The following is a 21,032-nucleotide window of genomic DNA, read 5'->3' on the forward strand; positions in this document are numbered from 1 at the left end:
ATCGTTGTCTTAGGCTGCTTGCGGGAGTTCCATGAGTGGACGCGGCGGCAAGGCAAAAGGTGGCGCTTTCGGAAACAGATTGAAGCGAAGGGCGACCAGCGCCATTCGCGTACGTTTGGCTATTGCTGGCGATCCGCTCTCGATAATGGTCGTGATTGCCGTATCAATGGAGGTGAGCAGGTTTCTGTCGATTTCACCTGCCTCCTGTGGCTTGTTGGCCAAGGCTCGGTAATGCGCGCCAACACCATCCAGCACTTCATCGACAGCTGGCCGACAGTTTTCGGGCAGTTTGGAGCGGTATTGCTGGAGATCGATCGTGTTCATGCCGTTTCGCAGATCGCGCAACAGATCGACCTTCGCGACATCTGCCGCCGGGACCAGCGCGAGACGCGGGGTCATCATGCCGATACGGTCGATCATCCGGAGCAAAAGGCGATTCATGCGCTGGCGACGATAACGTCCAGGACGCCGTTCGGCAGCAAGTGCAATATCGTTCCAACCCGCCTTGATCAGGCGGCGTACGCTCCATTCAGCACCGACAGACCGGACAATTGAAGTCACTACGGCAGCGATTACGATCCCCACTACGGTGGCCAGATTGGCATTGGCAAAGCTGACAAAATCGTGGGTCAGATGGCCCTGCAGCATGAGCATGTTCGGCAAGTTCACGCAGAGCACCATGCCGAGCAAAAATTGCGAAGGAATGGCAAGCAGTAAGCCTGCCGGGATGAGGAACAGTCCCAGCACCAGAACCAGCGGGAAGAACCCATCCACAAGTGGCAGCAACGCAAACTCAAAAATGAAGGCGGCAACGATGACAATCAAAAGCAGCCAGTTGAACTTGCGCATGACCGGCACCGGATCATCCATGGTTGCGAAGATGCAGCAGAAAATACCGGCCATCATGGCTGCAGCACTGCCTTGAGACCAGCCGCTCGCAATCCAGAATGCAGTCGCTACACAAGTTGCCAGAAAGGCGGAAAAGCCAGACAGGAAGGCCATGCCGTAGTCCCGATGCATAGGGCGAGCTTTCAAGTGTGCGTCGTAGCGACGCCAGCGCAGCGAATGTCGGGAACCGGAAACAATGTCCTGACGCAATGTGATGCAATCGCTCCATATCTGAACCAGATCGCGAACGCGCGCAGCCACATTGAACGGCAGCAATTCACCCCAACTTGTCGCATCCTTCCCATGCCGGTCGATTTCGTCGATCAACTGCAAGAAAACAGCACGGCGTTCCTCTGTCAGGTTTTCGCCGCTCTCGATCCAGTCACAGGCCTCGTCCAACAGTTTCTGCACCGCTGGATGCCAGGACTTTTCGTTTTCACCAGGCTTCATCGCCAGCACATCGTGCAAGCTTGATATGATCGGAAGAACAGCCACCATACGCTGCTGCAAAACGTGAAGCTGCGTTCCGACATTTCTGATTGATGAAGTGTCATAGGCAACATGCGTCGTCAGATTGCGCAGCTCGAGCGCATCGGCTGCAAGACGCTGGCGATCCCGAAGAAATTCAGGTGTAGCACCTTCACCCCGCATGCTTGCCAGCGCCAGCTTTGAGCCGTCACGCAGCCAATTATCGATACGACTGACGAGCACCGGGCCGCTGTGACGTGGAAAAACAAGTCGATTGACGACAGCAGCGCAAATAATCCCGATTGCGATCTCTTCCACACGACCCACGGCATAGTCGAAAGTCGTTTCAGGCACGGAAACAACGGCAAAACTCGCGATAGCCACCGTATAGCCAGCCAGCATGAACAAATAACTGCGCGGCGTACCATCAAGCAGGCTGATCGCAAGGCAGAGGCCCATCCAAAGACCGATCGCCAGCGTCAGTATTTCAGGGGAATTGACCAGATGCGGCACGAACAGAATGGTCACTGCTCCGCCGATAATCGTACCGATCAGACGGTAAAAACCCTTTGATGTCGTCGCACCTGAGAGCGGATGCGCAACAATATAGACAGCCGCAATGGACCAGTAAGGATTGGGCAAATTGGCCATCAGGCCGATCCACAGCGCAAGCATGGCTGCAGCGAAAGTCTTCAGTGAAAAGACTACGTCCCAGAACTTCGGAGTTGTTTCGACTGGCTTCGTCATGGCTGTGAGGGCACCGGTTGAATGCATCGCATCTTTCCGGTCGCGCGACCGATCAGAAAGATTGTGTTTGAAACTTCTCATTCAGCTTGCGCAGCACTTCCATGGCGATGTCGACCGCATCGGAATCGAAATCACCGAGGAAAATGGCGCGAAGACGGGCAGCAGACTTTTCCACCTTGGCGGCAAGGGCGCGACCGTCCTCTGTCAGTTGAATGAGCTTGACGCGACGATCAGCATCGTCGGCAACCCGCTGGATCAGGCCATCCTTCTCCAACTCGTCGACAACCCGGACAATCGTTGCTCCCTCGATACCGACCCGTTCGGCCAGCACACCTTGGGGAATACGATCTCCGTGCCGCAACAGGATCATCAGCGGTATGGCTTTCGCGTCGGAAAGACCATGTTCCGCCATCGCTGCATCGAAAGCTTTCCGCCATCCTCTGGCGGTGCTTGCAAGAAGCGGTGCGAATTCGACCCAAGTTTGTTTCATCACATCAATTCCATTCAAATAGATAGCTTCATACCTATATGGATACAATCTAATTAAATGCAACTGCCATGATATTTCCCATCAATTGTTTGTGTAGGAATGCTAATTAATTGTCTCTTGATGCATTACCAAAGCGCTTGACCGCCGCCCCTGCCCTCTGCCATCGATGCTGTCATGCGCGCAAACTACAAAATGCAGAGACTATACGTTGAAAACGACCTCGACGACGGCGACCAGATTGAGGTCGCCCCGCAGGCCGCACATTATCTCACCCACGTCCTGCGCTTGAAAGATGGCGATGAAATTCTCGCATTCAATGGACGCCACGGCGAATGGAAATCACGGCTGAAGCCGGAGGGTAAAAAGCGTCTGTTTCTCATGCCCTTCGAACAGACGCGTCCGCAGCCTTTAGCGAGTGATCTTGTTTATTGCTTCGCCCCTCTGAAACAGGGGCGGCTGGACTATATGGTCCAGAAAGCTGTCGAGATGGGCGCAGGTATACTGCAACCTGTCATCACACAGCACACTCAGGTACCAAGGCTGGGGGCCGATCGCATCAAGGCCAATGCGATAGAAGCTGCGGAACAGTGCGGCGTACTTTCCATACCGGAATGTTGTGAGGCCATTCGCTTTGACCGCTTCATTGAGCAATGGGACAAATCCCGACATTTGATCTTCTGCGATGAAGGGTACGAATCGGACGATCCGTTGACCATTTTGCAGAAAATGGCGCCCGGCCCTGTCGCGTTGTTGATTGGTCCCGAAGGTGGCTTCTCAGAAGACGAACGTCAAACGCTCCGAAATCTCCCCTTCGTAACAGCTATTCCGCTCGGCCCTCGAATCCTGCGTGCCGACACAGCTGCTGTCGCTGCGATGGCTCTGGTACAATCTGTGCTCGGAGACTGGCGGAATGCAGGATGACGTTCTCGAAATCTGACGTTCAATGGAATTGACTTGCGTGATTTGACAAATTTGTCCAATCACGCTGAAAAGCGAAAAATAGGCTAGGGATAGACTGCATGGCGCGCGATACAACTGACGAAACGGCACTGACGGGCGTTGAACAACTGGCGAACTATCTGGCTGGCGGATGCAAGCCCAAGGATGCCTGGCGTATCGGCACCGAGCATGAGAAATTTCCATTTTACACAGCCGATAACAGTCCCGTTCCCTATGAGGGGCCGCGCGGTATCAAAGCCATACTCGAAGGCATGCAGGCCACGCTTGGTTGGGAGCCTATTATCGATGAAGGCAATATCATCGGCTTGGTAGAGCCAACCGGACAGGGTGCCATTTCGCTGGAACCCGGAGGCCAGTTTGAGCTTTCCGGTGCACCGCTTTCCACCATTCACCAGACATGTCGTGAAGTGAATGCGCATCTGTCCCAGGTCCGCGAAATTGCCGAGCCTCTGGGCATCCAATTTTTAGGTGTTGGTGGCAGTCCAAAATGGACCTTGGCTGAAACACCTGTCATGCCGAAATCGCGTTACAAGATCATGACCAACTATATGCCAAAAGTCGGGCATGAAGGCCTGGACATGATGTACCGCACGTCGACTATTCAGGTTAATCTCGACTTCAGCTCGGAACGCGACATGCGCCGCAAGATGCAGGTTTCGATGAAGCTGCAATCTGTGGCCACCGCACTTTTCGCCAGCTCCCCATTCACCGAAGGCAAGCCAAACCACCTTTTGTCGTGGCGCTCGAATATCTGGCGCGATACCGATAACCAGCGTTCGGGCGTGCTGCCGTTCGTCTTCTCGGAGAACTTCGGTTTTGCCGATTATGTCGAATGGGCGCTTGATATACCGATGTACTTCATCCTGCGCGACGGCCATTATCACGACTGTACGCATGTCACGTTCCGTCAGTTCATGAATGGTGCGCTGAAAGGTGAAGTGAGCGACCCGGTTCCCAATATGGGCGACTGGACCAATCACCTTTCCACGCTTTTCCCCGAAGTCCGTCTGAAACGCTTCCTTGAGATGCGGGGAGCTGATGGAGGTCCGTGGCGCCGCATCTGTGCGCTTCCAGCCTACTGGGTCGGCCTGCTTTATGATGAAGAGGCTCTGACTGCTGCCGAGCTTCTCACCAAGGATTGGACTTACGAAGAGGTCCTTGCCCTTCGTAACGAGGTTCCCGCTAAAGCTTTGAACACGACATTCCGGGGCAAGCCGCTGGAACAGATCGCTCGTGAGACTTTGAAAATCTCCCGGCTCGGTCTTTTGAACCGTAGCAAGCTCAACAGCGAAGGCCATGACGAAACGCATTTCCTTGCGCCGCTTGAAGAAATCGTAGCAGCGGGCGTCACGGATGCCGAGCGCATGCTGAAGGCATATAACAGCGTATGGGCAGGGTCGGTCGATCCAATCTTTCTCGAATATGCCTATTGAGCATTGAGCCGCAAAACACATCCAACAAAAAGGGCGCGGTATCCGCGCCCTTTTCGTTTTAGTCAGCTTGTGACCTGCTGGCCTTTGCTCGGATCGGGTATCACGACAATCGTGCTGCCATCGCGTACATTATTGTAAAGATCAATCACATCTTGATTGAGCATGCGAATGCACCCCGACGACACGGCTTTACCGATGCTCCATGCTTCCGGCGATCCGTGAATGCGATAGAGCGTATCGCGCCCATCCTTGTGAATGTACATCGCTCTCGCACCCAGCGGATTCTTGATACCAGGAGGCATCCCGCCATTGGCGATGCTGTAAGGCTCCAGCGCAGGTTGACGTGCAACCATCTCATCCGGCGGCGTCCAGCGCGGCCATTGGCGCTTATAAGCGATCTTGGCGCGTCCGGCCCATGCAAAACCATCGCGCCCGACACCGATACCGTAGCGCATGGCCCGCCCATTGCCGAGTACATGGTAGAGATACTTGTTCGGCGTATCGACGATAACAGTGCCTCTGACTTCGTCCGTTGGATAATCCACTTCCTGCCGCCAGAATTTTGGATCAACCTTGCTCGTATCGACAGCCGGGATCGGGAACTGTTCTTCCGGCAGCGCCTGGTACATCAGCGGCACAGGTCGCGACGGTGCAGGTTCAGGCAGTTTTTTCACCGGTTGAGGTGGCTGTTGCGTCGTGGAAACACAGCCCGACAACGCAACCGCGCTTACACCTATAAGAAAGCCGCGACGGCTGAAAGCAGCCTTCGCAAAGCCATTTGTGAGGTCGTCCTGGGATTTTTTACGCGACATCCTAAATCTCTAACAATGACAGATGCGCGAGAAAAAGACGTCCAAGCTTAAGCCAGCCTTAAGGCCAAACAATCTCAGCAGAAAACGGAAAATACAGCGACTGACTGTTGCTAAAATAACGATCCCTGATTGCCAGAGCCGGGAGACTGAACCTTTTTTGTTTGTACAAGCTTTGCGGGCTCGCTCTCGTCCTCATCACCCGCAACGACGGCAACCTCACCGTCGCGAAACCGAATAGACAATGCATCGCCAGCCGATACGGATCCAGCCTGCTTCACCGGTTTCCCTTCTTCATCGAAGACAACCGCAAAACCGCGCTCTAGAACGCTTTCATAAGAAAGCGTACGCATAAGACGCTCCAGTTCCTGCCCACGCCGTTTAGCTCGTTCAATGAGAAGACGGACGGCTTGATCGCGACGACGATCCAGCTGTTCTATTGCAACGCTCGTAAGTTTTGTTCGCCGCAGTATCGGCTCCGCCGAAAGGCGATTTGCCCGATGAATGAAAGCCGTTCGTCGTTCACGCAGGAATGCCTCGAGCGCACGAGGCAGTCTTTGTCCAAGAGCGGAAACATCGCGCTGCAGTTCCGTAAACCGGCGTTGAAGGAGGCGCGGCGATAACTGTCGCGCATGACCGTCAAAGTGGACCCGCTTCTTTTGCGTATTGACGAACAGAGCCCGCGTGAGGCGCGCAGCGGCTTCATCGAAACGCCGACGCGGCAAAGCCAGCAACTGGTCAGCCGACGGAAGAGCTCGCGCTGCCGAACGGTGGGCTTGCCGTTTAAGGTCGATAAAGCGGGACATGGCCGACGAAAGCCGCGCGGATTGCCCCGCCAGCGTTGCCAGCAGGTCCGCCTTTACAGGCACCGCCATTTCCGCCGCGCCTGTTGGCGTGGGAGCACGAATGTCGGCTGCAAGATCAATCAAAGTCCAGTCGGTTTCGTGGCCGACCGCAGAAATTACCGGTATATGCGATGCAGCAACGGCACGAACGACGATTTCGTCATTGAAGCCCCAAAGGTCTTCCAGACTGCCGCCACCCCGCGCAACGATCAGCACATCCGGCCTCGGAATATTCCCTTCGTCGGGCAAAGCGTTGAAACCGTCCACCGCGGCGGCCACTTCAGGTCCACTTGTCTCGCCCTGCACGCGCACGGGCCAGACAATGACATGCAGCGGATAACGATCAGCAATGCGATGGATGATATCACGAATGACGGCACCGGTCGGAGAAGTCACCACTCCGATCACACGGGGCATAAAGGGTAGAAGCTGCTTTACTGCTGGATCAAACAACCCTTCAGTAGCAAGCCGTCGCTTGCGTTCTTCCAGAAGCGCCATCAAGGCGCCAGCCCCGGCAGGCTCCATCTGTTCGATGACAATCTGGTATTTCGACGAGCCCGGATAGGTCGTGAGTTTGCCTGTAGCAATGACTTCCATCCCCTCTTCGGGACGGAAGCGGAGGCGACTCATCGAACCGCGCCAGATGACGGCTTCAAGACGCGCGCGATCATCTTTCAATGCGAAATAGGCATGCCCCGACGAATGCGGACCACGATAGCCGGAAATTTCGCCGCGCACGCGCACATGCCCGAACGTATCCTCAACCGTGCGCTTTAACGCGCCGGAAATCTCGGAAACGCTATACTCGGCAACATTAGACGATGCGCCGGTAAAACTCGAATCGGAACCCATGCTCATCCCATCATAGGCAACCAGGTGGCATGGCTGGTCAAGAAGCCATGCGGCGATTTACGGAGTCGTCACCATCCTGGCAGCAATTCGTTGGCTCGCACCCTCCTCGTACGAACCGCCGGAAACGGCGAAATTTCCGCCGAAGCCATCGCGCCGGGCTGCGGTGACGATATATTGTCTAGACTTTCAATAATATGCTGTGCAAGTGCGTCGACAACGGCATTCTGTTTTGTATGGCCGCGCATGATGCCAATGCCGAATTCCGGCAGCATTCCAAACCCATCTGCTTCACCCAGGACCCGCATACCGGGACGCAGTGCACATTCTGGAAGAACCGAGACCGCAAGGCCGGAGAGAACCGCCGCCGCCAGAACGGTCGCTGACCAGCTTGTGATGATGATGCGATAATCTCGTCTGGCCGCTTCCAGTACATCAATGGCTGCATGTCGCCAGATACAGGTCGGGCGCCCGACAGCAAGCGGCAGGACAGCCTCTTCATGCACCGCATGATTGGCAGAAGTCACCCATAGCAGTGGTTCTGTACGAACGACCTCGGAGCGACGCTTATCATCGCACTGGGTGACAAGAGCAATATCCAGTGTTCCGCGGCGGATCATCTCGTCCAGATTGACAGTCGGTTCGCACACAACCGACAATTCGACGCGCGGGTTTGATCGCGCAAAACGCGCCATGATTTCCGGCAAAAACCGATCGGCATAATCGTCCGGCGTACCGATACGCACGTGGCCTTCCAGTTGAGTGTCATCAAACGCAGCGATGGTTTCACCATTGAGCTGCATCATGCGGCGTGCATAAAGCAGAAGCCGCTCACCCTCTTCAGTAAGACGATTGGTCCGTCCATCACGTTCAAATAACGGTTTACCAATACGCTCTTCCAGCCGGCGCATCTGCATGGAAACAGCGGATTGCGTCTTGAAAACGGCATCGGCTGCCCGCGTAAAACTGCCCGCATCCGCTATCGCTATGAAGGTCTGCAACTGATCGAGATCCAGAGGCGTGCTCATCGGCGTCATCCATCATTATTATTGAAGAATTACATTAAAAACATTCGTTGGAACAATCAATTCGATTGTTGGATAAAGCCGCCATCGTAAAGGAAAAGGAGCCGCGAAAGCGAATGACCCTGACGATAAGGATCACTTAGCCCCGCCAGATCAAAGGAGAGCGGACATGACAGCGACAAGCAAGATAACGACAACGCATTTACCTGCAATAAGCGGACAAACCTCCACGTTCGTGCAAATGGTAAAGACCGTATTTACGTCGATCATGCGTCGCTGGACGTTTTCCAATGGTCGACGGCAAGTGCTGAACCTGAGCAGCTTTGACGACCACATGCTGCGCGATATCGGACTTCGCCGTGAGGATATTTACACGGCAGCTCATTATCGCGGCACGGAAGACCCTACGCGGGTTCTGAGTGAGCTGGCAGGCGCTCGGTTGCGGATCAAGGCTACACGCCTGATCTGCTGAACCAACATATCTTCGGGTAAGTAAGGCGCAGCCTTTTTGAGCCCGCAGACAAATCATCTGGCAGGCGCCACCTTCACATACCGGGTCCCCTCCCGGTCAGCCTGCCCTTTGCCCGGCCGCTCCTCCGCTGGCCGGGCTTTTTTATGCGCCGGCTTCCAGAAACCATTCCTCAGCGCATCAATTTGCAGCGACCCTATCGCATGAAATCAGCAATTGCTGGATAACTTAAATCGCTTTGATTTTTTTCGAAGAAAAGTATTGCGTTCGGTGTTTGAGTTCGCTAGATGGAAGCCGTCGCGAATGAGCTGACGCTTTATCGCGCTTGCAGGCCTCTAGATCGAAGGCATTTGCATATTCCTGCTGGGGAATAGTTTAAGGGTAGAACAGCGGACTCTGACTCCGCTAGTCTTGGTTCGAATCCAGGTTCCCCAGCCAATACTTTCTTCAAGAAAATCAATGTTATAGACAACAAGCCCGGATACTTCCTGGCTTTTTTCATGTCGCGTTTAGCGGCAACCAACTTCCAGTACCCAACTTAGATATCGTAACTCGCATTGAAAGTTCTCAGAACGGGACACGTACCGGATCGAACATTACAAAAAATTCAGGTTCCACTCTTGAACTTGGCAAAACCATACACATTTGAAGAAATGCAGCGCCGGGCCCCTCTGGTCATGGCTACCGCTATGGCGATGTCGGGGCTGCTCCACTTGTTCAAATGGAGATGGTCCGGCGATGGATTCGCTTATTGTAGCCCTTTCGGGCGATTTTCTTGGCACACCTGTATATTTCTGGGCGGCGTTTATCGTCGTCGTCGTTGGCTTGCTTGTCTTCGACCTCGGCATTCTCCATCGTGACGAACACGAGATCGAAGCCAAGGAAAGCCTCCTGCTTTATGGCTTTTATGTTCTGATCGCACTCGCCTTCGGTGGCTGGGTGTGGTGGCAGCGCGGAGCGGAATCCGGCCTGGAATTTTATACCGGCTATCTGATCGAACAGAGTCTTGCGATGGACAACATGTTTGTTATCGCAACGATCTTCGGCTTTCTTGGCATTCCTCGTCTTTACCAGCATCGTGTTTTGTTCTGGGGTATTCTCGGCGTTATCGCCTTCCGGGCAATCCTGATCGGACTTGGTGCAGCCCTTGTGCACGAGTTCAACTGGATTCTGTTCCTCTTTGGCGCGTTTCTCGTTTTCACCGGCTTCAAGATGTTCGGCCATCAGGACGAGGCGCCCGACATCGAGCAGAACGCTGTCTTCAAGTTCCTTCGTCGCCGGTTCAATATCACCCGCGAATTGCATGGTCGCAACTTCACGGTCAAACAGCCACATCCCAAAACCGGCAAGATGGTCACCTGGCTGACCCCTCTGGCGGTTGCGCTCATCATGGTGGAAACTGTCGATCTGATCTTTGCAGTCGACTCTGTCCCCGCCGTCTTCGCAGTCACTCAGGACACGTTTATCGTCTACACTTCGAACATCTTTGCCGTTCTGGGTTTGCGCGCGCTTTATTTCGCGCTGGCTGCAGCGATGAACCGGTTCCGCTATCTACAGGTTTCGCTTGCTATCATTCTCGTGCTGATCGGCATCAAGATTTTCCTCGTACCGCTGGGCGTTCACATCAACACGCTGCTGTCGCTTGTCGTAACGCTGGCTATCCTCGCAAGCGGTGTGCTTTATTCGCTGTATAAAACCCGCAACGAACCGGACATGAGCGTCGAGGACCTCGCCAAGCAGCAACATACTGAGAACTGATTGAAAGCAGTTTTGATAACAAAGGGTCGGCCATATGTGCCGACCTTTTTCATCTGATCGCAGTGTGATTTATTGAATGCACTTTCTTCGCATACCGGGCCATATCGAGCCGAAAACACCATCCCTTTGGTGAAGCTGCATCTCAACTCACAGATGATATACTAAGTTTCAATGGGCGATCATTCGAGAGCAAGTCGCGGAAGGCGAAGTTGAACTCTTTATTGCTTGGCGCACTGGTATTCTTCATCCTGATATTGGCGACTATGCTTGGCATGTTCGCTCGATCGCGTTTGCCCGAGCATCATCTTAACTCTGAGTCCAAGGATGTCATACGCCTTGCCACCGCTGTTGTCGGAACACTTTCCGCTCTCGCTCTCGGACTTCTGATTGCTTCAGCAAAATCCGATTACGACAATGCGCAAGCCGAGATGAAGACATCGGCAGCCCGCATTGTTCTCCTGGACCGGATCATGGCCCGCTATGGTCCTGAAACGGAGCATCCACGTGCCGTACTCAAGCAAATAATCCAGAAACGTCTTGATCGGGCATGGAATGCCGAGCGGGCCGATGAGCTCTCCAATGGAGCTTTGCCGGAGTTCAAGGATATTGAGGATATTCAGGACAGTCTGCGCGCGTTGAACCCGAAGGACGCCGCGCAAGGCTCTCTCCAAACACGCGCGCTTGAAGTCAGCGGCATGATTGCAGAAGGTCACTGGCAATTGGTGGAAACGACAGATGAAGGGCTGCCTGTCCCATTTCTCATCGTGCTGATTTCATGGCTGGCGCTTTTATTCGCAACTTTTGGCCTACAGGCCCCGCTAAACAGCACTGTCATACTGATAATAATCGTATGCTCATTGTCCGTTGCCGGCGCGATTTTCGTGATTTCGGATATGGCGAGCCCCTATGCCGGACTGATCCACATTTCCGAAACTCCGCTTCGCACTGCACTGGATCGTCTCGGCGCACCATAATGAATTGCATGCTCTACAACGCCACGAAGTGCTGCGGCGATACCTCTCGATATTCGCGCAAAGGCACAACGAAATCCGCAGGACGGATTGGGCTCTTGAGTTCTCCCGTTTCGCTTGAAAGCTTCACCCGGCGTCGGTCAGGATCAGGAACCGGAACAGCCGCCATCAGCTTGCGTGTGTAATCATGTTGAGGGTTCTCAAATACCGCCGATCTCGGTCCGATTTCTACGATCTCGCCCAGATACATGACGGCCACACGATGGCTTACACGCTCGACGACGGCCATATCGTGTGAGATGAACAGAAACGCTAGATCGAGACTTTGTTGAAGATCGAGCATGAGATTGATGACCTGCGCCTTGATCGAGACGTCGAGCGCCGACACACTCTCATCTGCCACGATGACTTTAGGTTTCAAGGCAAGCGCGCGGGCGATACAGATACGCTGCCTTTGCCCGCCAGAGAATTCATGCGGATAGCGCTTTGCCATATCAGGCGTGAGGCCAACTTTCTCCAGCATGTCTGCAACAACATCCTTCGCGTCCCGCACACTCCCCAGCCGGTGTTCAATGTAGGGTTCCGCGATCGCGGCACCCACTGTCATGCGCGGGTTCAACGATGCATAGGGATCCTGAAAGATCATCTGAACCGACCGTCGCATCTCGCGCATAGCCTGTTTGTCGAGGGACAGAATGTTTCGGCCTTCAACCAGAACTTCACCGGAATCCGGTTCGCTCAGCCGCATGATGGCACGGCCGGTCGTCGATTTCCCACACCCACTCTCGCCAACTAGCGAAAGGGTTTCGCCCTTGCGAAGATCGAAGGACACGTTTTCCACGGCATGAACACGCCCGCTCAGGCGAGACATAAAGCCCGAATAAATCTCGAAGCGCTTTGTAAGGCCTTTTACTTCCAACACGGGTACATCGATCTTGTCGACCGTATCCGCCACCTCGACTGGCGTTTCCGAAAGGCCAGTCGCATTGTCTACTATCGGAAACCGCAGAGGACGTTGATAGCCCTGCATTGAACCCAGTACAGGAACCGCCGACAAAAGTGCTCGCGTATAAGGATGCTGGCTCTGCCGGAAAATATCGGCAGTCTGCCCTGTCTCGACCTGCTTTCCCCGAAACATGACGACCGTACGATCCGATATTTCGGCCACCACGCCCATGTCATGCGTGATGAAAAGAACGGACGTGCCCTCTTCTTCCTGCAATGTCTTGATAAGATCGAGTATCTGCCCCTGAATGGTTACATCCAATGCCGTTGTCGGTTCGTCGGCGATCAGCAGTTTGGGTCTCGACGCCAGAGCCATCGCGATCATGACACGCTGACGCATACCGCCTGAAAAGCGATGTGGATATTCATCGAAGCGGGAAGCAGCCGACGGGATACGGACCTTTTCAAGCAAGCGGATCGTTTCAGCGCGCGCATCTGCCTTCGACATTTGCGAATGGCAGAGCAATGCTTCCGAAATCTGGTCTCCGATTGTGAAGAGCGGGTTGAGGCTGGTCATCGGCTCTTGAAAGATCATGGAGATTTCATTGCCGCGTATCCGGCGCATTTCCTCTTCCGGGAGCGTCAGAAGCTCCAGATCTCCCAACCTGATACTGCCTTCGGTGCGGCTCGTATCCTTCTGCAGAAGCCGCATGATCGACAGCGAGGTTACGCTCTTGCCCGAGCCGGATTCCCCGACGATTGCCACGGTTTCTCCGGGGTGGACATCGAAGGAAACGTCATCGACAACAGGCTTCCAGACACCATCGACCAGAAAAGAAGTGGTCAGTCCTTGAACGGATAGAACAGGTTCGTGTTTTCCAACCGTCGCTATTTTCTCAGACGTCATGATGTTCCTCCGCTTTACTCAGGCTCTTCCGATTATCAATCCGGCCAACGCAGCAAACCGTCGAAACGATGTCTGCTTCGGTCCTCAAAAGGAGTGGCGATAATCTCATTAGACGCCCGGGCTTTATCGAGCTCCTCACCAAGACGCTGCGCAACAACGGTTTCCTGACCGGGATGAAGATTACAGGGATCGAGATAGAAATAGTTGTGCTCTACCTCATGGTCACGTGTGATGATCGGTGGGTTCCCTCGCGCAAGAGCGGTTACCAAATCCCAGGCCGTGATGTGGGCATCAGTAGCTGATACAATTACTCGCAGGCGGTCGAGCGGGTTGTTGGTCGGATCTGGTTCGATCAGAGCCGTGATACCGGGGCGACCATCCAGCGTCTTCTTCCACAGTTCCAGATATCCGGTTTCCCTCTCGCGAATTCCAGCATGGTCACGCTTTTCCCACGCTTCCAGCGCTGCCATGACGCCGTAAATGCTCTCTTTGCCGACTTTCATGCCTCGCCCGATGCCAAGATTCTGCAGGAAAGCATTACGGACAAGTTCCTTCCTGCCTGCAACGATGCCGGAGGTCGGGCCGCCCAGAAACTTGTGTCCCGAATAGATTGCGATATCTGCGCCCTTTTCCAGAAACAGCTTCATGTCATATTCAGATGCAGCGTCCACGATCACCGGCACGCCCTTGGCATGTGCGATCTCGACAAACTCGCTGAAATGGAGAAGGCCGTAGTCCACGACATGATGCGATACGACATAAACCGCCGCCGCCGTCTTTTCGGTAATCGCATGTTCCATGTGATAACGGTGGGTCGATGTTGCCTGTCCGATCAGGACGACTTTGCCTCCCGCGAGCCGGATTGCCTGATCGACCGGCGCGCCGTAGCTGACCACGTGACCGGTCTGCACCAGAACTTCGTTCTTTTCCGACGTGATATCCGGCAATCGTTCAATCGCTAGGAGGTTGTTGCCTGTCATAGCTCCGGCAACGGCAAGCGTAATGCCTGATGAGCAGGACGCGGTGACGAATCCAGCTTCACCTCCTGTCAATCGTGCGATCACTTCGCTCGCCTTACGCTGCAGATCATTGACCTCGACGAATTGTGGCAGGATGGCCGCCATCGCCTCTACTGCCTCGGGCACAACGATGGATGCACCAAGTGATGTCATCGTACCAGAAACATTGATGACCGGTCGAAGCCCGATCTTGCGGCGAATATCATCGGTCATTTCATTTCTCCCATTTCTTTCACTGCCTCGGGCATAGACGAATATGCCATAATAATGTAATAACTTCTTGAGTTTCACATGGAGCACTTGAGTGAGCGCATCATCACCCACCGTCCCCGCCGAAACGTCCCCTGCGGACGACCTTGAAAACAAGTCGACACGCCGCTCGCGCGTGAGCGGCATAGACCGCGCGCTGCAAGTGATTGATTATCTTTATGAAACCGGCGCTCCAGCTGGTCCCTATGCGATTGCAAAAGCGATCAAGGCGCCTTTGTCGACAGTCTATGTGACCATCGACGATCTCGTTGAAAAGAACATGCTCGCCCGCAACGCGGATGGTGCAATCTGGCTCGGCGCGCGGCTCTACCACTACGGTCTTGCCTATGCGCGGTCGCTTGATTTCATGAGCGTCGCTACGCACGAGATGCATGATCTCTGCCGCGAAGCAAACGAAGCGGTGCAGCTTTGCGGCCGGGACGGAGATCATATGCTCGTTCTGGCCATGGCGGACGGACCAAGCCCGTTTCAGGTTGCCTCGCGTGTCGGCACAAGAGTGCCTTTGAACTGGACCGCGTCCGGACGCCTTCTGGTCGGTCATTTGGCTGCGAATGAACGGATCGAGCTTTTCAAGCGCTGCGCCCGGACTTCTCCAACCGGTCGGGCCGAAATCGACGCCACAAGTCTCTCGGAGGCTGCAGCGAAAGCCTTCGATGAGCGGCTCTCGATCCAGATTGCGGAATCCGACTATGCGGTGGCCTGTATTGCTTCCCCGATCTGCGACCGCGATGGACAATGCGTTGCGACCATTTCCATCGTGCTTCCCGAACAGAAGGTGCTTTCCGACGAAAGCCGCTACACCAGTCAGGTGCGTGCTTCGGCAGCGAAGATCGAAAAGCTGATGGGCTGGCGCAATCATTGACGCTGTCCTAATCGTTCAGGGCGACAATCGCTTCGATTTCTACCGTGATATTGCCCGGCAAGGAACCGAAGCCGACGGCTGAACGCGCATGTTGGCCGGCAGCGCCAAATACTTCGATGAAAAGATCGGAGCAGCCATTGATGACATTGGGGTGCAGTTCGAAATCTGGCACGGCATTGACCATACCCAATAGCTTCACGACCCGCTTGACACGGGAAAGGTCACCAAGCGCCTCGTGCATGACGGCCAGCAGATTGATACCCGTCAGACGTGCATCCTGATAAGCCTGATCCACGCCGATGTCGCCACCGACTTTACCCGCACGCAAATATCCGCTCTCTTCCCGCGGCCCTTGCCCGGAAAGATAGAGGATATTGCCTTCCCGAACATGCGTGACAAAATTCGCGATAGGCGGCGGCGGTGGCGGCAAAGTTATGCCAAGTGAAGCCAGCCGGTCGTAGGGAGAATGCTGTACTTCGGTCGTTTGGGGAGAATGAGACACGAATTTTCCTCATCATTTCGTCACGGGACGTTCCCGCAAATTCAATGCTGCGCCGACAGTTTCAGCGCCACGAATAGCCATGGCTATGGCGAACGAGTTTGCGCGCACGCGGTATATAGCGGCTGGCCGTAATGGCCTCGGCACCGATGACGGCGTAGCGGGGTTCAAATAGCCTGTTCAGGCGAGACACATCGCCATTGGAATCCGTCGCTTCCAAGTCGGCGTCAACCAGATCAAAGATCGTGAAATCAGCACGTTGCCCAACCGACAGCCGGTTTTCCATCGAGAGCTTGATCACCGACGCCGGATTATGTGTGACGGCTTCGATGACATTTTCAAACGGCATGTTGACCGACAGCAGTTTGGACATGGTTGTCGCCAGATCCCAAACAGGGAAGTTCATCGAATGGCCATGCAGGTCCGTCGAGATCGAAAATGGAAGGAGACCGCGTTCAATTGCCGCTTCGGCGACCTTGAACGAGAAGGATGCCCCACCATGGCCGATATCCAGCCGGATGCCCTCGCCTGAGCAGCGTTCCGCGAGATTGAAGAGATCTTCGTCTTCCATGATGCTGGAGCCGGATTTGCCGTTGAAGCAATGCGTGACCACATCGCCTGGCCCAAGGATTTCCAGAACTTCGTCATAGAGCGCCGGCGGTTCGCCCACATGCACCATCATGGGCACTTTGAGTATCTTGGCGATCTTCTTGCCAAGCTTGACCGGTGTAACGCCCCATGACCCGGTTATGACGTGACTGGCCCTGACCTTGATCCCAACAATATGCTCGCTGTTGGCTGCGTAGCATTCGAGAATACGGTCGAGATCAATGTCCTTGATGTCTCGCAGTTCCGGAACCCGGTTGCAGGCAACAAGGCCGATTGAGCCGAGGTTGAGGAAGGCTTTGATCCGTTCCTTGGACGGCTCGATGATATACTCCCGGAAGCCATGGAAATTGGCCTCTCCTGCCGAACCGGCATCGACGAGCGTCGTCACTCCTCGTTCAGCGCCGCACTCTGAAGGGCGTATCGAAATATCCGTACCGCCATGCCAGATATGGACATGCAGGTCGACCCAACCCGGCGAAATCCAGGCTCCTTTGCCATCGACACGCTCCACATCGGCTGGTGCGTTCAACGACTTGCCGATGGCGTTGATATTACCGTCTTTCCCGACCAGAATATCGGTCGTCGCGTCGGAGTGTTCCGCCCCGAAAGCTACCGGTTTGACATTGGTGATAAGAAGCGGCTTTGCCTGTTCACCGGAAATCATATTACAAATCCCTTCGCAGTCTTGGATCAAGCATGTCGCGTAGTCCATCCCCCACCATCTGGAGCGAGAGAACAGAAAGAATGATGGCGAAGCCGGGGAAGTAGGTCATCCAGTCGGCCTGACCGATATATTGGCGTCCTGCGGCAATCATGGTTCCCCAGGTTGGAATCTCGGGGCTAACGCCGAGACCGAGGAAGGAAAGCCCCGCTTCGGCGAGCATTGCGCTCGCAAAAAGGAAAGTGCACTGCACGATGATGGGTGAGATCAGATTTCTCAGGACGTGCCTCGTCATGATGTGGAATGTCGAAATTCCAAGCGATTGAGCCGCTTCAACATAGGGCAGCTCACGGATGACCAGCGTTGAGGCGCGCACAATGCGCGCCAGCCTCGGTGCATAAACAACAGACAGCGCAACGATGACCGTCGCCAGCGACGGGCCGAGCGCCGCGACCAGCGCAATGGCCAGCAGAATGTCGGGGAATGCCATCATCGCATCGATCAGGCGAGCGATCGGTGTATCCAGACGATGAAAGAAGCCTGCGAGCAATCCGAGCGTAACCCCTATGATCGCCGACAGGACAACGACCGCCGCGCCCACCATAAGTGACAGCCTCCCGGCATAGATCGTGCGTGAAAAGACATCGCGCCCGAACTCATCCGTACCGAACCAGAACATCTCGCTTGGTGGCTTGAGCCGGTTGACGATAGAAAGCTTCGACGGTGAATAAGGTGCGATCCAGGGTGCCAGCAGCGCGAGGATAGCGAAGACGGCAAGCACAATGATGCCTGCCGCCACCGTCTTGCGTTTGAACAGCCGACGGATGAACAAAGCGCGTTCCGAAGGGGCTTTTTGCGTGGTCGTAACAAGATCGGCCATCAGTAACGAACCCTCGGATCTACGAACAGATAGAGCATGTCGATGATGAAATTGATCAGGACATAGAGCCCCGCGATGACGAGCAGCGCGCCCTGAATTACCGGATAATCCCGTCGGAGGACCGCAGACACGACAAGATTGCCAACCCCCGGCAGGCCGAACACAGTCTCCGTCACCACAGCGCCGGAGATCAGAACAGCAGCAGTGAGACCGACGACTGTGAGGATAGGGATAAGCGCATTCTTCAATGCGTGCTTCATGATCACGCGCCGCTCGATCAACCCCTTTGCGCGCGCCGTGCGGATGTAATCGTCACCAAGAACATCAAGCATTGAGGCGCGCGTGAAACGCAGGATCAGAGCGGAGGAAACCAGCCCCAGCGCGATGGCTGGCAGGATCAGATGGTACATTCGATCGATGAAGCTCGAACCCGGCCCGCCATAGCCGGATACCGGAAACAGGTTCAGCCGGACGGCAAAAAACTGCATGAGGATGAGACCGAGCCAGAAGCTCGGTATGCTCGCTGCAAGCATAGCGACCGTTGTCGCCGCCTGATCGACAAAAGAACCACGCCGATAAGCTGCATAAACTCCAACCGGTAGCGCAATGATGCAGGCAATCAGAAGCGAAAGAACGGTCAGAAAGAAGGTCGGCTCAGCCCGGTCGAGCAATGCTGCACCAACCGGCATGTTGAGGAAGATCGACTGACCGAGATCGCCCTTCAGTAGCTGACCGATGTAGTAGAAGTATTGGATGACCAGCGACTGATCGAGTCCGAGCCGAGCGCGCAGATCGGCAATGTCCTGCGCCGATGCGTCCGGCCCAAGCATGACGGCGGCAGGATCGCCGGGCGTCACACGAACGATCACAAATACGATCGTTACGACCAGAAACATGACGACAGCCATGCCGACAAACCGCTGAAGGATGTAGCGCACCATGCGATCAGATTCTCCAGATTGAACAATTCAGCAAATGCCGACCAGACGGACGGCATTCGCCTTGCTGGAAGTTACTTCTTCAACGAAGCATTCCAGAAGTAAGGCCACGGCGCTGGCTCGACGCCCTCCAGCTTGGTGGACATCGCTGCAACGGCATTGAAGTCGCCGATCTTGATCAGGGGCAGTTCGTCATAGATGGTCTTCTGAACGTCCGCCCACAGCGCAACGCGCTTTTCCGGATTGGATTCGGACGTGAAAGCATCGACTACGGTTTTACGCGCTGGCGTGTCCCACCAACCCGGCGAGCTGGTCGACAGAGAGCCCATCAAAGCAGGCTCGGGCAGGAAGGGGCTGTGCGTTATGTAGATATCCCAGAGCTTGGGATCTGCGCGGCGCTGTGTCAGTGTCGCCCAATCGACAACCTGCAAATCCACTGTAAAACCGGCAAGTTTCAGATATTCGGCAGCCACCTGTGCCATCTTGTAATGGAACTCGTACTGGCGGCTGGTCAGAATACGCAGCGGCTCGCCGTTGTAGCCGGTCGCCTTCAATTCTTCCGCCGCAGCTTCCGGCTGCGCAACGTTGTAATTACCTTCAACACCAGTTTCTGTATTCCAGACGAAATTGGACGGATAGAAAGCACCGTCCAATGCGTAGAATTCTGTACTGCCAAACGCAGCCGCAAGCATGTCTTCCATGCTTAATGCGTGTGTTACGGCCTTGCGCACAGGCAGTTTCGACGCCACTCCTTCCTTGGTGTTGAAAACAAAGACAGGATAGCCGAAGGGCTTGAGAAGCAAAGGCTGGGAAGCTGTCGAAGACTTGATCTTGTCAAATGATTCAACCGGAATGGAATCGACATAATCATACTGTCCGGAAACCGCGGCCTCGACACGGGTATTGGCGTCCGGGACCGATACGAAGCGTATTTCGTCGAGATACTGATGGCGTGCGCCACCGTAACCATCACTCTCACCATCGCGCGACTTGTAACCATCGAAACGCACGAGCTGAATATACTGATCAGCCTTTCGCTCCTTGAGCATATAGGGACCGGTGCCGATAAATTCATTCATCGGCTCAGCCTGCTTTTCTGACGGTATGATGATCGCCGCAGAATTGTTGAAGGCAAGCAAAGAGGTCAATGGCGCATAAGGCTGTTTGAGCGTTATGGTCACCGTAGCCGGATCGGTAGCGACAATGTTTTCGATGAAGGCTGACGCCTGCTTTCCGCGCGAAGCCAGCTTCGTCCAGCGCTCCAGCGACGCAACCACGTCTTCCGACGTCATGTCGCTGCCATCATGGAACTTGATGCCCGAACGCAGCTTGATCGTATAGGTTTTTCCGTCCGCGCTGATTTCGGGCAGGCTTTCTGCCAGCAGCGGTGTCGGTTTCCATTCCTTGTCGAACGTATAGAGTGTTTCGAAGATATGCTGCGTCACGATACCCACAAGATCGGCAGTGGATACCATCGGGTCGAGCGTCGGCGGCTCGCCAATGGTCGCGACATTGATGACACCACCCTTGTCCTGAGCCAGCGAAACGCCGGGACTGAAGATCATGGCAGAAGCCAGAAGGAGTGCTAATTTGATCCGCAAGGCAGAACCCCCATTTTTGATTTGTTCCACAATTATGTTATATAGGCTTTTATAAAAGAATAACTGAGAACTTGGAGGTGTCAATCCATCAAAGCACATCGACTGGAAATCTTCCGCCGATAACGATGG

General features: G+C 54.7%; 18 protein-coding genes and 1 tRNA gene. 7 read left to right on the forward strand and 12 right to left on the reverse strand.

Features of this window, described 5'->3' with window-relative positions; translation table 11 throughout:
* Window positions 1-9: 9 nt before the first annotated feature.
* Window positions 10-2,103 carry an FUSC family protein gene (locus tag OHI65_RS02780; protein WP_011982726.1) on the reverse strand — a complete coding sequence of 698 codons (2,094 nt, stop codon included), beginning with the start codon at window positions 2,101-2,103 and terminating at the stop codon, window positions 10-12.
* 52 nt (window positions 2,104-2,155) lie between these two features.
* Window positions 2,156-2,593 (reverse strand): MarR family winged helix-turn-helix transcriptional regulator, encoded by a 438-nt coding sequence (locus tag OHI65_RS02785; protein ID WP_010660965.1) that lies wholly within the window; start codon window positions 2,591-2,593, stop codon window positions 2,156-2,158.
* Window positions 2,594-2,767: 174 nt separating this feature from the next.
* Between OHI65_RS02785 and OHI65_RS02790 the strand changes: the two genes are divergently transcribed.
* Window positions 2,768-3,514: a 16S rRNA (uracil(1498)-N(3))-methyltransferase gene (locus OHI65_RS02790; RefSeq protein ID WP_011982725.1), complete on the forward strand. Its 747-nt coding sequence runs from the start codon at window positions 2,768-2,770 to the stop codon at window positions 3,512-3,514.
* 98 nt (window positions 3,515-3,612) lie between these two features.
* A complete protein-coding gene (locus OHI65_RS02795; RefSeq protein ID WP_011982724.1) occupies window positions 3,613-4,986 on the forward strand; it encodes a glutamate--cysteine ligase in 1,374 nt (457 codons plus the stop codon).
* Window positions 4,987-5,048: 62 nt separating this feature from the next.
* On the opposite strand, the gene OHI65_RS02800 is transcribed toward OHI65_RS02795, so the two are convergent.
* From OHI65_RS02800 to OHI65_RS02810, 3 genes are all read right to left on the reverse strand, one after another.
* Complete coding sequence (locus tag OHI65_RS02800) at window positions 5,049-5,798, reverse strand: L,D-transpeptidase (protein ID WP_010660962.1); 750 nt, start codon at window positions 5,796-5,798, stop codon at window positions 5,049-5,051.
* 110 nt (window positions 5,799-5,908) lie between these two features.
* On the reverse strand, window positions 5,909-7,492 hold the full coding sequence (gene xseA / locus OHI65_RS02805) for an exodeoxyribonuclease VII large subunit (RefSeq protein WP_011982723.1): 1,584 nt from the start codon (window positions 7,490-7,492) through the stop codon (window positions 5,909-5,911).
* Between the two features lie 68 nt (window positions 7,493-7,560).
* Window positions 7,561-8,517: a LysR substrate-binding domain-containing protein gene (locus tag OHI65_RS02810; protein ID WP_125334860.1), complete on the reverse strand. Its 957-nt coding sequence runs from the start codon at window positions 8,515-8,517 to the stop codon at window positions 7,561-7,563.
* Window positions 8,518-8,683: 166 nt separating this feature from the next.
* Between OHI65_RS02810 and OHI65_RS02815 the strand changes: the two genes are divergently transcribed.
* From OHI65_RS02815 to OHI65_RS02830, 4 genes are all read left to right on the forward strand, one after another.
* Entirely contained in the window at window positions 8,684-8,986 is a 303-nt protein-coding gene (locus tag OHI65_RS02815) for a DUF1127 domain-containing protein (protein ID WP_125300742.1), read from the forward strand.
* A gap of 361 nt (window positions 8,987-9,347) precedes the next feature.
* Window positions 9,348-9,421, forward strand: a tRNA-Gln gene (locus OHI65_RS02820).
* Window positions 9,422-9,721: 300 nt separating this feature from the next.
* On the forward strand, window positions 9,722-10,741 hold the full coding sequence (locus OHI65_RS02825) for a TerC family protein (protein ID WP_125300743.1): 1,020 nt from the start codon (window positions 9,722-9,724) through the stop codon (window positions 10,739-10,741).
* A 209-nt stretch (window positions 10,742-10,950) separates the two neighbouring features.
* Window positions 10,951-11,715 carry a DUF4239 domain-containing protein gene (locus OHI65_RS02830; RefSeq protein ID WP_029376213.1) on the forward strand — a complete coding sequence of 255 codons (765 nt, stop codon included), beginning with the start codon at window positions 10,951-10,953 and terminating at the stop codon, window positions 11,713-11,715.
* Window positions 11,716-11,728: 13 nt separating this feature from the next.
* Here the strand turns inward: OHI65_RS02830 and OHI65_RS02835 are convergent, their stop codons facing one another.
* Together OHI65_RS02835 and OHI65_RS02840 are read right to left on the reverse strand one after the other, a co-directional pair.
* Window positions 11,729-13,564 carry an ABC transporter ATP-binding protein gene (locus OHI65_RS02835; protein ID WP_010660955.1) on the reverse strand — a complete coding sequence of 612 codons (1,836 nt, stop codon included), beginning with the start codon at window positions 13,562-13,564 and terminating at the stop codon, window positions 11,729-11,731.
* A 35-nt stretch (window positions 13,565-13,599) separates the two neighbouring features.
* On the reverse strand, window positions 13,600-14,796 hold the full coding sequence (locus OHI65_RS02840; protein ID WP_125300744.1) for an aminotransferase class V-fold PLP-dependent enzyme: 1,197 nt from the start codon (window positions 14,794-14,796) through the stop codon (window positions 13,600-13,602).
* Between the two features lie 91 nt (window positions 14,797-14,887).
* On the opposite strand from OHI65_RS02840, the gene OHI65_RS02845 reads away from it, so the two are divergent.
* Window positions 14,888-15,715 (forward strand): IclR family transcriptional regulator, encoded by an 828-nt coding sequence (locus tag OHI65_RS02845; RefSeq protein WP_125300745.1) that lies wholly within the window; start codon window positions 14,888-14,890, stop codon window positions 15,713-15,715.
* Between the two features lie 7 nt (window positions 15,716-15,722).
* Here the strand turns inward: OHI65_RS02845 and OHI65_RS02850 are convergent, their stop codons facing one another.
* The 5 genes from OHI65_RS02850 to OHI65_RS02870 form a co-directional block, all read right to left on the reverse strand.
* Entirely contained in the window at window positions 15,723-16,217 is a 495-nt protein-coding gene (locus tag OHI65_RS02850) for a RidA family protein (protein ID WP_011982717.1), read from the reverse strand.
* 61 nt (window positions 16,218-16,278) lie between these two features.
* Window positions 16,279-17,487 carry an amidohydrolase/deacetylase family metallohydrolase gene (locus tag OHI65_RS02855; RefSeq protein ID WP_125300746.1) on the reverse strand — a complete coding sequence of 403 codons (1,209 nt, stop codon included), beginning with the start codon at window positions 17,485-17,487 and terminating at the stop codon, window positions 16,279-16,281.
* Between the two features lies 1 nt (window position 17,488).
* Window positions 17,489-18,364, reverse strand: a complete 876-nt coding sequence (locus OHI65_RS02860) for an ABC transporter permease (RefSeq protein ID WP_011982715.1) — start codon at window positions 18,362-18,364, stop codon at window positions 17,489-17,491.
* Window positions 18,364-19,305, reverse strand: a complete 942-nt coding sequence (locus OHI65_RS02865; RefSeq protein WP_010660949.1) for an ABC transporter permease — start codon at window positions 19,303-19,305, stop codon at window positions 18,364-18,366. Before OHI65_RS02865 ends, OHI65_RS02860 begins: the two co-directional genes overlap by 1 nt.
* Before the next feature lie 71 nt (window positions 19,306-19,376).
* A complete protein-coding gene (locus OHI65_RS02870) occupies window positions 19,377-20,903 on the reverse strand; it encodes an ABC transporter substrate-binding protein (protein ID WP_125300747.1) in 1,527 nt (508 codons plus the stop codon).
* Window positions 20,904-21,032: the final 129 nt, after the last annotated feature.

It is taken from the genome of Brucella sp. MAB-22 (assembly GCF_025908475.1).
In the GTDB taxonomy this organism is placed as follows: domain Bacteria; phylum Pseudomonadota; class Alphaproteobacteria; order Rhizobiales; family Rhizobiaceae; genus Brucella; species Brucella anthropi.

Coding starts and splice junctions, on each gene's coding strand:
- OHI65_RS02810 (WP_125334860.1), bottom strand. CDS start 8,517: ATGAGCACGCCTCTGGATCTCGATCAGTTGCAGACCTTCATAGCGATA.
- OHI65_RS02795 (WP_011982724.1), top strand. CDS start 3,613: ATGGCGCGCGATACAACTGACGAAACGGCACTGACGGGCGTTGAACAA.
- OHI65_RS02790 (WP_011982725.1), top strand. CDS start 2,768: ATGCGCGCAAACTACAAAATGCAGAGACTATACGTTGAAAACGACCTC.
- OHI65_RS02835 (WP_010660955.1), bottom strand. CDS start 13,564: ATGACGTCTGAGAAAATAGCGACGGTTGGAAAACACGAACCTGTTCTA.
- OHI65_RS02780 (WP_011982726.1), bottom strand. CDS start 2,103: ATGACGAAGCCAGTCGAAACAACTCCGAAGTTCTGGGACGTAGTCTTT.
- OHI65_RS02855 (WP_125300746.1), bottom strand. CDS start 17,487: ATGATTTCCGGTGAACAGGCAAAGCCGCTTCTTATCACCAATGTCAAA.
- OHI65_RS02815 (WP_125300742.1), top strand. CDS start 8,684: ATGACAGCGACAAGCAAGATAACGACAACGCATTTACCTGCAATAAGC.
- OHI65_RS02800 (WP_010660962.1), bottom strand. CDS start 5,798: ATGTCGCGTAAAAAATCCCAGGACGACCTCACAAATGGCTTTGCGAAG.
- xseA (WP_011982723.1), bottom strand. CDS start 7,492: ATGGGTTCCGATTCGAGTTTTACCGGCGCATCGTCTAATGTTGCCGAG.
- OHI65_RS02785 (WP_010660965.1), bottom strand. CDS start 2,593: ATGAAACAAACTTGGGTCGAATTCGCACCGCTTCTTGCAAGCACCGCC.
- OHI65_RS02840 (WP_125300744.1), bottom strand. CDS start 14,796: ATGACCGATGATATTCGCCGCAAGATCGGGCTTCGACCGGTCATCAAT.
- OHI65_RS02865 (WP_010660949.1), bottom strand. CDS start 19,305: ATGGTGCGCTACATCCTTCAGCGGTTTGTCGGCATGGCTGTCGTCATG.
- OHI65_RS02825 (WP_125300743.1), top strand. CDS start 9,722: ATGGATTCGCTTATTGTAGCCCTTTCGGGCGATTTTCTTGGCACACCT.
- OHI65_RS02860 (WP_011982715.1), bottom strand. CDS start 18,364: ATGGCCGATCTTGTTACGACCACGCAAAAAGCCCCTTCGGAACGCGCT.